The sequence below is a fragment of the Serratia sp. Res13-Sevr-LER1-36-b genome (genome assembly GCF_015673035.1).
Taxonomy (GTDB): domain Bacteria; phylum Pseudomonadota; class Gammaproteobacteria; order Enterobacterales; family Enterobacteriaceae; genus Chania; species Chania fonticola_C.
The window spans coordinates 1-13860 of record NZ_JADACK010000013.1 but is presented as its reverse complement, the minus strand read 5'-3'; the positions used below and the strand labels follow the sequence as shown (position 1 = coordinate 13860).

Sequence of the window (13860 nt, the reverse complement as noted above, 5' to 3'; positions counted from 1 at the left end):
ATGCAACGAGGGATAGTCTGGATCGTCGATGACGATAGCTCCATCCGCTGGGTGCTCGAACGTGCGCTCACCGGAGCCGGGGTGAACAGCGTCACCTTCGACAGCGGCAATGCCGTGTTGGAAGCATTGGCCACGCAAACTCCCGACGTGCTGCTGTCAGATATCCGCATGCCGGGTATGGATGGCCTGGCGCTGCTCAAGCAGATCAAACAGCGTCACCCGATGCTCCCGGTCATCATAATGACGGCGCATTCGGATCTGGACGCGGCGGTTAGCGCCTATCAACAAGGGGCGTTCGATTACCTGCCAAAACCCTTTGATATTGACGAGGCCGTCGCGCTGGTAGAGCGTGCCATCAGCCACTATCAAGAGCAGCAGCAACCCGCTCGCAACCAACCCGCCAACGATCCCGTCGCCGATATTATTGGTGAGGCCCCGGCGATGCAGGATGTATTCCGCATTATTGGGCGTCTGTCGCGTTCCTCCATCAGCGTGCTGATCAACGGGGAGTCGGGAACAGGGAAAGAGCTGGTTGCCCATGCGCTGCATCGCCACAGCCCGCGCGTCAAATCACCATTTATCGCCCTGAACATGGCCGCGATCCCCAAAGACCTGATCGAATCTGAACTGTTCGGCCATGAGAAAGGGGCATTTACCGGCGCTAATCAGATCCGCCAGGGCCGTTTTGAACAGGCCGACGGTGGCACGCTGTTCCTGGATGAAATCGGGGATATGCCGCTGGATGTGCAAACCCGCTTGCTGCGGGTGTTGGCGGACGGCCAGTTCTATCGTGTGGGTGGCTATGCGCCGGTGAAGGTAGATGTGCGTATTATTGCCGCTACCCACCAGAACCTGGAGTTGCGCGTCCAAGAGGGTAAATTCCGTGAGGATCTGTTCCACCGCCTGAACGTGATCCGCGTACATCTGCCGCCGCTGCGCGAACGCCGTGAGGATATTCCGCGCCTGGCGCGCTATTTCCTACAGGTGGCCGCGAAAGAGTTGGGTGTGGAGGCGAAGAACCTGCATCCGGAAACCGAAACCGCCCTCACTCGCCTGCCGTGGCCGGGCAACGTACGCCAGTTGGAAAACACCTGCCGCTGGCTGACCGTGATGGCCGCCGGACAAGAAGTGCTGATCCAGGATCTGCCCTCGGAACTGTTTGAAACCGCCGCGCCGCAAGCCAGTAGCCACGGCTTGCCGGACAGTTGGGCCACGTTGTTGGCACAGTGGGCCGACCGGGCGTTACGTTCCGGTCATCAAAACCTGTTGTCCGAAGCTCAGCCGGAAATGGAGCGCACCTTGCTCACTACCGCGCTACGGCATACCCAGGGGCACAAGCAGGAAGCTGCCCGCCTGTTGGGATGGGGCCGGAATACCTTAACGCGTAAGCTGAAAGAATTAGGGATGGAGTAAGTAATACCCCTCACCCTAACCCTCTCCCAAAGGGAGAGGGGACCTAACGTGCTACAAATTACCCCTGCGCTCAACTGCTACATTGTTCTTGAGAAGTGCCACAGAATAACTCCATACCTGATATCAACTCCGTACCAGCTCCCTCTCCCTGTGGGCTGAGGGTTGGGGTGAGGGGAACTTGATGATTAAAAATACAATCCAGCGCACAAAAAACCAGCAATTTAAGGCTTTTACCGGATATGCGGGAGCAGTATGATCGAAACGCAAACTCAGGAGGCTTTTGATGCTGGATACACTCATCGTCTTTCTTACCCAAGGCGCAGACGTCGGCTCTGCCGTCAGCCATTCACCGCAGGCGGCAGTTGCCACGGTGTTGTGCGCGGCACTGATAAATTTCTTCAGTTAACAGGGCGCAGTACGCTGCGCCTCTACACATCCGCCGTGGTGTTGCGCGTCAGATAACCCGGGAGAACTGTTGGGCGCGGGCCTGTTTACGCAGGTAGATATCGAAGCACATGCAGATATTGCGGATCAGCAAGCGCCCACGAGGCGTGACGCGAATGCCGTGGTCATCTCGCTCCACCAGCCCGTCACGTTCGAACGGCGCCAGCAATTCCAGATCGGCGGCAAAGTAATCCGCAAACGCAATGCCGTATTGCTGCTCAATCGGTTGATAAGCCAGCTGGAAATTACAGATTAGCGTCTTGATCACATCACGGCGCAGGCAGTCATCTTCCGTCATCGCCAGGCCACGCCACAGGGCGTTCCCCTGCTCTTCCACATTAGCGTAATACACCTTCAGCTCTTTCTGGTTCTGCGCGTAGCTGTCACCCAGCATGCTAATGGCGGAAACCCCCAGGCCCAGCAGATCGCTGTCCCCTTGGGTGGTGTAACCCTGGAAATTGCGGTGCAGCTTGCCTTCGCGTTGGGCAATGGCCAGCTCATCGTTCGGCCGGGCAAAATGGTCCATGCCGATAAACTGATAGCCCGACTCCGTCAGCGAAGCGATCGTTTGCTGCAGAATATCGAGTTTCTGCTGGGCGCTAGGTAGATCGGCGTCCTTGATTTTACGTTGGGCAGCAAACAGGTTCGGCATATGAGCGTAGTTAAATACGCTCAGGCGATCCGGATTGAGCTCCGCCACCCGCTGCAGCGTGAAGGCAAAACTTTCTGGCGTCTGCTTCGGCAGGCCGTAAATCAGATCGATATTGGTCGAGTTGAAGCCTAGCGCTTTAGCCCGGGCGATCAGGGCAAAAATGAACTCTTCATCCTGCTCGCGGTTAACCAGACGCTGCACTTCTTTATTGAAGTCCTGCACCCCCATGCTAAGGCGGTTGAAGCCTTCGGCACGCAGGTGGTCCAGCACGTCCAGCTCGATTTCCCGTGGATCAACTTCGATCGACATCTCCATTTCTGGCTGGAAATCAAAGTGCTGGCGTAGCATGGCGACCAAGCGGCTGATTTGCTGCTTATCGAGATAGGTTGGCGTACCGCCGCCCCAATGCAGTTGGCTGACCTTGCGGCCGGCAAACAAGGGGGCACGTGCGATGATTTCACGCTCCAGCACGGCCAGGTATTCATCGGCCTTGTGAGTCTGGCGTGTGACCAGCTTATTGCAGCCGCAGAAATAGCAGAGCTTATGACAGAAGGGAATATGGACATACAGCGACAGCGGGCGCTCAGGGTAGCGCGTAGCTGCGCGTTGGAACGCAGCTTCGTCGTAGCCCTGGTTGAACTCCAGCGCCGTGGGGTATGACGTATAACGCGGGCCTGAATAGTTATATTTTTGGATCAGGGCCAAATCCCAGACAATGGTCTGTTCTGACATGCTTGCTCACTCCTTCCGATATTTTTTCCTACCGGGCCGGGAAATGGGCAGTTGTCTACGCTGTCTGGCCGCGGAAGCGCTGCGAAAACGCGTTTTGCGCTTCGACAGCCGCCACAGTTTACCGAATAACCACAGTAGATAACATGTCAACAGTAGGGCTATTGCCGGGATCAGCCACATAACCGCTTAAAATACGTCTTTCGGGTTACCGCCTTTCAGCAGTTTCAGAATGTCTTCCTGCTTCTCTTCCGGCTCTTCGTCGTCTTCATCACCCAGTTCGATGCCTAACTGCTCCATCAGCGCATCGATACGATCCAGGGTTTGATCGACGTAAGCCTGATCTTCCGCGCTCAGCTTGGCGCCTTCATCCAGGCGATCCAGCAAGGCATCCAGACGCTCATCGTTTTCCAGCTTGGTCAGTTCTTCTTCTGGCGTGAGGCGCGGTTTTTCCGCCTTCGGTTTTGGCTGCGGCTTGGTCGCCTTCACTTTAGCGTCAACCACCAGCGCAACCGGCACTTTACTGCCGAGACGAGGATCTTTGGGTTGCGCACCGGTTTTATTTTTCTGGTTGGCAGACTCAACCTGGGTACGTGAACCGGAAGCCAGGCCACGGCGCTTTTTCAGACGCTTGCGCTCGCGCGCTTCCTGATCGAGCTCCACACGACTTTTCTTTTTACTTTTTGACGTCGCCGCGCTGCTGCGTGGGCCGCGAGGTGCTTTTGATGGCTGGTTCATGGCTTTTACTCTTAGGTATGTAGATCCAGTATAGAATTGCTATACGGTTGCGGCGGAATCTAGCAGAAAGCAGACAAAGAAAAAAGGCGGCAGGTTAAAACCTGCCGCCTATTTCGCACCTTCACTCGAAGGATATTCCTGCTCCGCGCTCCATGCGCACACTCAACATCCCGGTTTTTCCATCTGCGATAACCGCGCTCCCTGCTACTACGTCTTTCATCCTGAAAGAAAAAATCATCCGTGCTGCGATCCATTCGCTTCCACTCTTCCTGAGTGCGCTTCCCGCGGGCGTCCTGATTGCAGTCACTTCATCATCCGTGTACTATTCGTGCGCTCCGGCACCAATAGTTTCAATTCCATCTGCCATCATCCTAGTACTCATTACACTACCTGTGCATTCCCTGAGATTTTTCACCCTTCCTGGATGTTCCTGTTTCCTTGGCCTCCTGCCTTGCAACCTACTTTACGCTTTTATGGGATGTGCTCAAGATACCTACAGGCGGCTTACGGCGATCTTTTACTTAACGAAATTACAACATGCTGTTTTATAACAAATAAAATATTTACAGCTTTCGAATAAAGCGACATTACCCCCAATTCGAATGGTCAATGTCTCACATGGCAGGCGACCTTTTGCCACAAGGGCTCTGTGGTTAAAACGCTTAAAAACCGAGAAACACACCCTTTTAGCGCTGATGCAGTTATAATCGCCCACCAGATAGCCATCCTCACGGAGACGAAAAATTTTGACCAGCAAGAACTACAATTACCATGTGACCCATTTCGTCACCAGTGCGCCCGATATTCGCCACCTGCCGGGGGATGAAGGTATTGAAGTTGCGTTCGCCGGCCGCTCCAACGCCGGGAAGTCCAGCGCACTGAATACCCTGACCAATCAGAAAGGCCTGGCACGTACCAGTAAAACGCCGGGGCGTACCCAGCTGATTAACCTGTTCGAGGTCGAAGAAGGCATTCGCCTGGTCGACCTGCCAGGCTATGGCTATGCCGAAGTGCCAGAAGAGATGAAGAAGAAATGGCAGCGGGCGCTGGGTGAATACCTGCAAATGCGTAACTGCCTGAAAGGCCTGGTGGTGCTGATGGATATCCGTCATCCGCTTAAAGACCTGGACCAACAGATGATCCAGTGGGCCGTCGACGTTGGCACGCCAGTGCTGGTCCTGCTGACCAAGGCCGATAAGCTGGCCTCTGGCGCTCGCAAGGCGCAGCTCAATATGGTGCGTGAGGCCGTGCTGCCATTTATGGGTGACATTCAGGTAGAAGCCTTCTCGTCACCGAAAAAGATCGGTGTCGATAAACTGAGCCAGAAGTTGAATACCTGGTTTAACGAGATCCCACCGGAAGTGCTGCCGGAAGACGATATCGGCGGGGAATGATACCGCTGCGGGTATTTCGTAGGGGCGCCGCATGCTGCGCCCAATGAGCCGATGCTGAGACATCGGCTTTTTTACGCCCGATATCACACCGCACGAGGCCACATTTCGTTATCTAATTACAATTTTGACTAAAAACCATCACAAAAACTTATGGCAGATGTTGCGCTGTCAGGAGATAAATGCAGATAAATCAGCCAAGGGAACGGCGGGAGAGAGAAAGGTGAGGATAACTAAAATCGATGGTTTTGACGTTGTTTTTACAATAAAAAACGCCCCAGTCAATACTGACTGGGGCGGCTAAATATTCAGCCAAATCCGATTACGTGAAGTAAAAGGTCTGAAAGATAGAACATCTTACCTCTGTACCCTACGCCTGTAACTCTACATCATTTTTTCACGCTGCAAAAGAATTTTTTGTAGTTTACTTACACGATCCGGGCACTAACAACGCCAATTTAGTCGAAACAATCGCCGAAGGATGTTGCTCAGTTACCAAAAATGCTTATGTTTTCGCCAGTTAGCGAAAACTAGCCATAACACATCACCCAAGGTAATCAGTGAGCCTCATCCCAGTTTTTACCTACGCCGATATCCACCCGCAGCGGAACAGCCAACTGCATGCTGTTTTCCATCAACTCATGAATACGCAGGCTGGCCTCTTCGATGGCGGACTCGTGGATTTCAAACACCAGTTCATCGTGTACCTGCATGATCATGCGCACCAGCGGCTTCTCAGGCCCTTGCAGCCAGGCATCCACCTCAATCATCGCACGTTTGATGATATCCGCAGCAGTGCCCTGCATAGGGGCGTTAATCGCCGCTCTCTCGGCCGCCTTGCGACGCATACCGTTACTGGAGCGAACGTCCGGCAGATACAACCGGCGGCCATCCAGCGTGCTGACGTAGCCCTGCTCGGCAGCCTGCTGACGGGTGCGTTCCATATACTCCAACACGCCAGGGTAGCGCTCGAAGTACAGATCCATATAACGCTGCGCTTCGCCGCGCGGGATCCCCAACTGGCGAGCCAAACCGAATGCGCTCATGCCATAGATCAGGCCAAAGTTAATCGCCTTGGCACTGCGACGCTGTTCGTTGGTGACCTTCTCCAACGCCAGACCAAAGACTTCTGCCGCCGTTGCCCGGTGTATGTCCTTACCTTCAGCAAACGCCTTGAGCAAGCCTTCGTCCTGCGATAAATGGGCCATGATGCGCAGTTCAATCTGCGAATAGTCCGCCGCGACAATACGGTAGCCCTCAGGCGCAATAAATGCCTGACGGATACGGCGCCCTTCATCGTTACGTACCGGGATGTTTTGCAGGTTTGGATCGCTGGATGACAGGCGACCGGTGGCGGTGACCGCCTGGTGATAAGAAGTATGCACCCGCCCGCTAACCGGATTGATCATCAACGGCAGTTTGTCGGTATAGGTGGTTTTCAGCTTCGCCAGGCCACGGTATTCCAGGATCACTTTCGGCAACGGATAATCCAGCGCCAACTCGGCCAGCACTTCCTCATTGGTTGAAGGAGCACCGCCAGGGGTCTTTTTCAGCACCGGCAGCTTTTGCTTTTCATACAAAATGGCCTGCAATTGCTTGGTCGAGGCCAGATTAAACGGCTCTTCTGCCAGTTCATGGGCCTGCACTTCAAGCTCGCCAAGGCGCTTGGTCAATTCAATGGAGTGAGCAGCGAGGATGTTAGGATCGATCAGCACCCCGGTGCGTTCGATATGGGAAAGCACCGGTAACAGCGGCATTTCAATCTCATTGAATACCGTCAGCAGGCCTTCACTCTCTTTCAACTGCGGCCACATCGCCAAATGCAGCTGTAGCGTAACGTCGGCATCTTCTGCCGCATAAGGGCCCGCCTCTTCAAGAGCGATCTGGTTGAAGGTTAACTGTTTTTTGCCTTTGCCCGCGATCTCTTCGAAGGTAATGGTTTTATGGCCAAGGTAGCGATCGGCCAGGCTATCCATATCGTGACGGCCACTGACGCTGTCGAGCACGTAGGACTCCAGCATGGTGTCGTAGGCGATACCGCGTAGATCGATGTCATAGCGCGCCAGCAGGCTCTTATCAAACTTCAGGTTCTGCCCCACCTTCAACGCCTTCTCGTCTTCCAGCAGCGGCTTCAGGGTGGCCAGCACGTGGTTACGATCCAGCTGTGGGGGAGCATCCAGATAATCGTGTGCAACCGGCAGATACGCCGCCACGCCTGGCTCAATGGCGAAGGACAGGCCGATCAGGTTGGCCGTCAGGGTATCCAGGCCGTCAGTTTCGGTATCGAAGGCGAAAACTTCGGCCTGTTTCAGGCGCTGCATCCAATCGGCGAAGGTTTCCTCATCCAGAATGGTGACATAGCCTTCCTGCGACAGGGTAGGCTCTGCAGCAGCTCTTGGTGCTTCTGCCGTTGCGGCTGGCTTGGCCGCCGCGCTGGCCTTACGGCCTGACCCTTTGTTTTCTAACCAGGTCCCCGCTTCAACATCGGCCATCCAGCGTTTGAACTCGTAGCGCTTAAACAGTGCCTGCAGTTGATCGACATCCGGTGGGGTCACTTCCAGCTCACTGCATTTCAGATCCAGTTCAACATCGGTTTTGATCGTCGCCAGTTTGTAAGAGAGGTAGGCCACCTCTTTATTCTGCTCCAGCTTGGCCGCCATGGTCTTGGCACCGCGGAAACTTAGCGTGGCAATGCTATCCAGATTGGCATAGAGCTGATCCAGGCCCCCTAACCCTTGCAACAGGGCCTGGGCCGTTTTCTCACCCACCCCAGGTACGCCAGGGATGTTATCTGAGGAATCCCCCATCAGCGCCAGGAAATCGATGATCAGTTCAGGAGGGATGCCGTATTTATCACAGACCTCCTGCGGGCCGAGAATGGTGTTGTTCATGGTATTGATCAGGGTCACATTCGGCGTCACCAACTGAGCCATGTCTTTGTCGCCGGTGCTGATCAAAACGGCATGACCCGCTTTTTCTGCCTCTAGCGCCAGGGTGCCGATCACGTCATCAGCCTCTACGCCGGGTGTAACCAGCAGCGGTAAGCCCATGGCTTTAACCATCTGATGCAGCGGTTCGATCTGCGCTCGCAAATCGTCCGGCATCGGTGGCCGATGTGATTTATATTCGGCAAACAGCTCGTCACGGAAGGTCTTCCCTTTGGCATCAAACACCACCGCCACATGGCTGGGAGTATACTGCAGCAGCAGGCTGCGCAGCATGTTCAGCACACCGTACATCGCTCCCGTCGGCTCACCGACCGAGTTTGTCAGCGGTGGGAAGGCATGGTAGGCGCGGTAAAGGTAAGAGGAACCATCCACCAGGATTAATGGGTTTTCTGCAATCTGGGCCATAACGTTTCTTTTTCGTGAAAAGGACTGGGGTAAGCATGCCATAGCTAGCCGCTGGTGACGAACCTTAGCGTGCAATATGGCCAAATTAGATGAGATCCTGTGAAGCGATCCGCAAGATCCTGCCTGTGGATAACTTTGTGCATAGTTTAGCGACTGAATTATAACGAAGATAATATCGTTATAATGGGAAATAAAATTCCTAGACAAATCACACTGTTGAAAGAGGGAGTGGGCGGTTTTGCTATTTATCGTGTTTTCGGTAATTTGTGGATATAACTGGGGCCGGAGTTTAATCGCACGTTTAATCAATTTAGGCACCTCAATGACCATAGCACAAGATTGAAAACCTGCACGCCAACGGCAAACAACTGGCAATTTCTACCCGGTTAAGATCGCTTACTTTTAGCCGCGTATTCTTGGCCGGGATTCTGTTAAAATATTTTTTTGTTGGTACGTACTGACGTATCTAACGATGTTTCCTTCAACCGTCAGCACTAAACCCATGCCAAAATTGCTAGCCCCTGTTATTTTTATCTTTTCTGCGCTGCTTGCCATTGGCGTAACGATGCTGTGCTCCATTCCCATTGTTTTGGCCGGTATCATTAAGCTTTTGATCCCCATACCCGCGGTTTGGCGATACATTTCAGCCTTTGCTGACCTGATGATGTGGTGCTGGTGCCAATGCCTGGCGGTATTGTTACGAATTAACCCCCGCTTGCAATGTGATATTCAAGGGCTGCACGGGCTGGAGAAAAAGAATTGGTATTTGCTGATCAGCAACCATGAAAGTTGGTCGGACATTGTGGTGCTGTGTGTGTTATTCCGTCACCATATACCTATGAATAAGTACTTCCTGAAACAGCAACTGGCCTGGATCCCCTTCGTCGGCCTGGCCTGCTGGGCGCTGGATATGCCCTTTATGAAGCGCTACTCGCGGGCCTACCTGCACAGACATCCGGAGAAAAGCGGGCAGGATATCGAAACCACACGGCGTTCCTGCGAGAAGTTTCGCCTGCGCCCGACCACCATCGTCAATTTCGTTGAGGGCTCTCGTTTCACCGAGGCCAAGAAAATTAAAAGCCGCTCACCCTATCGCAATTTGCTCGCCCCCAAAGCTGCCGGGATCGCCTTTACGCTTAGCGTGCTTGGTCAGCAATTTGATAAGATCCTGAATGTCACCTTATGCTATCCGGATAACTGTGAGCATCCCTTTAGGGATATGTTGTGTGGCCGTTTGCAAAGGGTAGTCGTCAGGATTGAATGCCTGCCGATTGATGAATCGCTGCACGGGGACTACTTCAATGACAAACTGTTTAAACGTAAATTCCAGATTTGGCTGAATACGTTGTGGCAGGAAAAAGATGGTTTGCTTGACAGGCTCAAGCGTTAATAAGTTAAAAAAAACGCCGGGTTAACCGGCGTTGATTTCTTGCTGCGGGTTACTTTTGTTCGGTCAGGAACTTAACGACATCAGCAAATTGCTTGACGTAAACGTCCATGCTGCTGGTATCCAGGCCATCATTTTTCACCATGTATTTGCCGTTAACAAATACCGCTGGCACGCCACGCAGTTGCAAATCTTCTGCTGCTTTCTCTTGCTGAGCCACCAGAGATTTCACCACGAAGCTGTTTAAAGCCGCGTCAAAGTCTTCGCCTGCTACGCCAGCATTGACGAATACCTTGCGGATATCGTCAGGCGTTTGCACGGTTTGAGTTTTCTGAATCGCTTCAAACATTGGCTGAGTAATTTTGTCTTCTACACCCAGAGCCATGGCAACTGCCCAGGCTTGAGTTAATTGCTTACCCAATGGCCCCAGGAATTCCACATGGTACTTGGTCATCTTGGTGCCTTCAGGCAGCGCTTTTTTGACCGCATCAGAGATATGGTAAGTCTCTTCAAACTGGTAGCAGTGCGGGCAGTAGAAAGAGAAGAATTCCAGCACCTGTGGTTCGCCAGTTACCGGCTTATCCAAAGTGATGTATTGCGTACCGTCACTGAATTGCGCAGCGGAGGCACTGAATGCCATCACCATACCAACGAGTGCCAACCAAATTTTTTTCATAACACTAAACTCTCCATTATGTTAACGCTTCAATACATTGGCATGAGCTGCAGAGGAGGTTCCTGCAACAGCTTAACCTGTTCAGTAAATGACGCCGTCTGAGATAACCAGAAATCAGACTCCGCCATCCACGGGAAACTTTTTGGAAACGCGGGATCCTGCCAACGGCGTGCTACCCATGCCAGGTAATACACCATGCGCATGGCCCGCAAGGGTTCGATCAACGCCAGCTCGCGCTGATCAAATTCGGCAAATTCGCCATAGGCCTCCAGCAGGATATCCAGCTGCATCAGCCGATCGCGCCGTTCGCCGTGTAACAACATCCACAAATCCTGTATTGCTGGCCCGTTGCGTGCATCGTCAAGATCGACGAACAGCGGACCATCACGCCACAAGATATTGCCTGGGTGGCAGTCGCCATGCAAACGCAGCGGCTGCCAATCCAGCTGCCAGTGCGGTTTGATAGCGTCAATCAGCGTATCCGTAGCCCGCAGGAAAGTCTCGCGCTGGGCCTTGGGAACTAAATCACAGCTGGCCAGAACCTGCCGTGGCTCCGTGAGATACTCTTCAATGCCAATGGTCGGCCGCTCGGTAAACAGGCTTTCGCTACCCACCTGGTGGATACGGCCAAGAAAACGCCCGACCCACTCCAGTTGTTCCAGATTATCGATCTCATACTGGCGGCCACCGACGCTCGGAAATACGGTAAAGAAAAAGCCTGCATGGGTGTGCAGCGTATTTCCCTGTAATACCAGTGGCGCGACCGCCGGGATTTCGTTGTGCGATAAATCCAACGCGAACCGATGCTCTTCGCCGATTTGCTCGGCGCTCCAGCGCTCTGGGCGATAAAATTTCACCACGTAACGCTGACGATCTTCATCCATAAACTGGTAAACGCGGTTTTCATAGCTGTTGAGCGCCGTCAGCCCAGAATCAACACGCAAACCTATCCCTTCCAACGCATCCATAATCAGATCGGGGGAAAGGGTTTCAAAATTAAATGCAGAGTTGTTCATAACAACCGTTCAGTTCGCCAGATGACAACAGCGTGCCAAGAATAAGAATGAGTAGCACTAATCACCGCCACTGATGACCGCACCGTATGAATGCTAATCTTTTATCACGCCACGGGCACGCAGCAACGCCGTTTTAAAGTCGTCTTCGTAGTCTTTCTTCAAGCCTGGGATCTGTTCTGTGCCCGCACTGCCGCGCATTTTCAGGTGATAGATCAAGATGTCATCGCTCAGATCGCCTAACTCACCCTGAAAACCCGCTTCCTGCGCCAGCTTTTGCAGAAACTGAATCAGGTTGAGATCGGGATCCTGCTGCCAGGCCGGGTGCAAAAGCTCAATCAGTTCGTTTACGCGATGCGTTTTCATATCAAAATATCATCCAGTGAAGTGATAAACCCACAAAGTAGCAGGCTTGACTACGTAGTGAAAGAACCAGCGTGTCAATAAAGGTAAATCATGATGTCTGAACAGGTTTAGCGCTACAATCAGGGCATTGGAGAGGGGCAGGATGATGACTATGCATGCAAATATAACCGGCGTTATTCTGGCCGGTGGGCGCTCTACCCGTATGGGAGGGAAAGATAAAGGATTGGTTCAAGTGGGGGATAAAACCCTGTACCAGCACGTACTGGGCCGATTAACACCGCAAGTGAGTCAGGTGATCATCAGTGCCAATCGCAATCAGCAATGTTATCAGCAAAGCGGCTTAGAGGTCGTCGGCGATCTGACGGCAGATTACCCTGGCCCTTTAGCCGGCATATTGGCAGGCCTCACTTATGCCCGCACACCATGGATTGTCTGCGCACCCTGCGACGTCCCCGACTTCCCTCTCAACCTGGTAGAACAGCTTTGGTTGCATAAGGGCAATGCCTTGGCCTCCTATGCCAGCGACGGTGAGCGTGAACATCCTACCTTCGCTTTACTGCATACCAGTCTGGCTGATGAACTCACCCGTTATCTAGCCCGAGGGGAACGCAAATTGATGCTGTTCATGGCGGCTATTGGTGCACAACAGGTGATGTTCAGTGGGCAGCAAGACGCCTTCCGTAATTTGAATACCCCGGAAGATTGCCAACAGTGGCAGCAGGAAAAGGGGAGTGAACAATGACGGGTTTAATGCCCCCCTTGCTGGCTATCGCCGCCTATAGCGGTACAGGTAAAACCACGCTGCTTAAGCAATTGATCCCGCTATTAAAACAGCAGCAGGTGCGCGTTGGTCTGATCAAACATAGCCATCATGATATGGATGTAGATACGCCTGGCAAGGACAGCTATGAACTGCGCAAGGCCGGAGCAGACCAGACGCTGGTTGCCAGCGATCGGCGCTGGGCATTAATGAGCGAAACACCGGAGCAACAGCCTTTGGATCTCCAATATCTGGCCAGCAGATTCGATCACAGCAAGGTGGATTTGATCCTGGTGGAAGGATTCAAGCATGAGCAGATCAGCAAAATTGTTCTCTATCGTGAGGAGATTGGCAAACCGCTTGCAGATATGTTGGATCAGCACGTCATTGCCGTGGCCAGCGACAAGAAGATTGAAGGCATTATGCCTTTGTTAGATATCAATCAGCCTGAAACGATCGCTGGGTTTATCGTTCAGTGGCTGAAGCAGGCAAAGGCATAGTCCCCTCACCCTAACCCTCTCCCCCAGGAGAGGGAACCGATCGAGCTCGCTGATATTATTCATTCTTTCTGCAATCGGGTTCACGACACCGACTTCCCGAAGCAGTACGGGCTCATCCACGATGCCGGTCTGCTCCCTCTCCCCTTCACAAGTGTTCAGGATGTTCCCGGTCGTTGCATTGGGAGAGGGCTGGGGTGAGGGGCTTTCACTGCCATTTTCTGTTTTTGACCCATAGCAAAAAGCCTCATGCTTTCGCATGAGGCTTTCTACTTAATTGATGCCTGGCAGTGTCCTACTCTCGCATGGGGAGACCCCACACTACCATCGGCGCTACGGCGTTTCACTTCTGAGTTCGGCATGGGGTCAGGTGGGACCACCGCGCTATTGCCGCCAGGCAAATTCTGTTTCATTCCAACCGCTTCACTCTCGTGTCGCCAT

At 53.1% G+C, this 13860-nt stretch carries 13 protein-coding genes and 1 rRNA gene; 6 read left to right on the top strand and 8 right to left on the bottom strand.

Features of this window, described 5'->3' with window-relative positions; translation table 11 throughout:
• Both glnG and IMQ33_RS08035 read left to right on the top strand, forming a co-directional pair.
• Entirely contained in the window at positions 1-1413 is a 1413-nt protein-coding gene (gene glnG, locus IMQ33_RS08040) for a nitrogen regulation protein NR(I) (RefSeq protein WP_024482964.1), read from the top strand.
• A 283-nt stretch (positions 1414-1696) separates the two neighbouring features.
• On the top strand, positions 1697-1819 hold the full coding sequence (locus IMQ33_RS08035) for a YshB family small membrane protein (RefSeq protein ID WP_137751101.1): 123 nt from the start codon (positions 1697-1699) through the stop codon (positions 1817-1819).
• A gap of 48 nt (positions 1820-1867) precedes the next feature.
• Here the strand turns inward: IMQ33_RS08035 and hemN are convergent, their stop codons facing one another.
• Together hemN and yihI are read right to left on the bottom strand one after the other, a co-directional pair.
• Entirely contained in the window at positions 1868-3241 is a 1374-nt protein-coding gene (gene hemN, locus IMQ33_RS08030) for an oxygen-independent coproporphyrinogen III oxidase (protein ID WP_121608278.1), read from the bottom strand.
• Positions 3242-3427: 186 nt separating this feature from the next.
• Complete coding sequence (gene yihI, locus IMQ33_RS08025; RefSeq protein WP_024482966.1) at positions 3428-3976, bottom strand: Der GTPase-activating protein YihI; 549 nt, start codon at positions 3974-3976, stop codon at positions 3428-3430.
• 746 nt (positions 3977-4722) lie between these two features.
• Here yihI and yihA point away from each other — a divergent pair.
• Complete coding sequence (yihA, locus tag IMQ33_RS08020; RefSeq protein ID WP_024482967.1) at positions 4723-5370, top strand: ribosome biogenesis GTP-binding protein YihA/YsxC; 648 nt, start codon at positions 4723-4725, stop codon at positions 5368-5370.
• Between the two features lie 554 nt (positions 5371-5924).
• On the opposite strand, the gene polA is transcribed toward yihA, so the two are convergent.
• Positions 5925-8720: a DNA polymerase I gene (polA, locus tag IMQ33_RS08015; protein WP_141133231.1), complete on the bottom strand. Its 2796-nt coding sequence runs from the start codon at positions 8718-8720 to the stop codon at positions 5925-5927.
• 402 nt (positions 8721-9122) lie between these two features.
• The gene (locus tag IMQ33_RS26135) at positions 9123-9362 is read right to left on the bottom strand and encodes a hypothetical protein (RefSeq protein ID WP_230326676.1); all 240 of its coding nucleotides are present in this window, start codon (positions 9360-9362) and stop codon (positions 9123-9125) included.
• On the opposite strand from IMQ33_RS26135, the gene IMQ33_RS08010 reads away from it, so the two are divergent.
• Positions 9247-10110, top strand: a complete 864-nt coding sequence (locus tag IMQ33_RS08010; protein ID WP_337925194.1) for an acyltransferase — start codon at positions 9247-9249, stop codon at positions 10108-10110. The genes IMQ33_RS26135 and IMQ33_RS08010 overlap by 116 nt on opposite strands.
• Before the next feature lie 49 nt (positions 10111-10159).
• Here the strand turns inward: IMQ33_RS08010 and dsbA are convergent, their stop codons facing one another.
• The 3 genes from dsbA to IMQ33_RS07995 all read right to left on the bottom strand — a co-directional run bounded on the left by dsbA (position 10160) and on the right by IMQ33_RS07995 (position 12162).
• Positions 10160-10783 carry a thiol:disulfide interchange protein DsbA gene (dsbA, locus tag IMQ33_RS08005; RefSeq protein ID WP_121608275.1) on the bottom strand — a complete coding sequence of 208 codons (624 nt, stop codon included), beginning with the start codon at positions 10781-10783 and terminating at the stop codon, positions 10160-10162.
• A 29-nt stretch (positions 10784-10812) separates the two neighbouring features.
• Positions 10813-11799 (bottom strand): serine/threonine protein kinase, encoded by a 987-nt coding sequence (locus IMQ33_RS08000; RefSeq protein WP_196061706.1) that lies wholly within the window; start codon positions 11797-11799, stop codon positions 10813-10815.
• Between the two features lie 93 nt (positions 11800-11892).
• Positions 11893-12162 carry a YihD family protein gene (locus tag IMQ33_RS07995; protein WP_024527814.1) on the bottom strand — a complete coding sequence of 90 codons (270 nt, stop codon included), beginning with the start codon at positions 12160-12162 and terminating at the stop codon, positions 11893-11895.
• Between the two features lie 151 nt (positions 12163-12313).
• Here IMQ33_RS07995 and mobA point away from each other — a divergent pair, with 151 nt between their 5' ends.
• Positions 12314-12904 carry a molybdenum cofactor guanylyltransferase MobA gene (gene mobA, locus IMQ33_RS07990; protein ID WP_065683697.1) on the top strand — a complete coding sequence of 197 codons (591 nt, stop codon included), beginning with the start codon at positions 12314-12316 and terminating at the stop codon, positions 12902-12904.
• Positions 12901-13422 (top strand): molybdopterin-guanine dinucleotide biosynthesis protein MobB, encoded by a 522-nt coding sequence (gene mobB / locus IMQ33_RS07985; protein WP_196061705.1) that lies wholly within the window; start codon positions 12901-12903, stop codon positions 13420-13422. Before mobA ends, mobB begins: the two co-directional genes overlap by 4 nt.
• A gap of 279 nt (positions 13423-13701) precedes the next feature.
• Here the strand turns inward: mobB and rrf are convergent.
• A 5S ribosomal RNA gene (gene rrf / locus IMQ33_RS07980) occupies positions 13702-13817 on the bottom strand.
• Positions 13818-13860 lie beyond the last annotated feature (43 nt).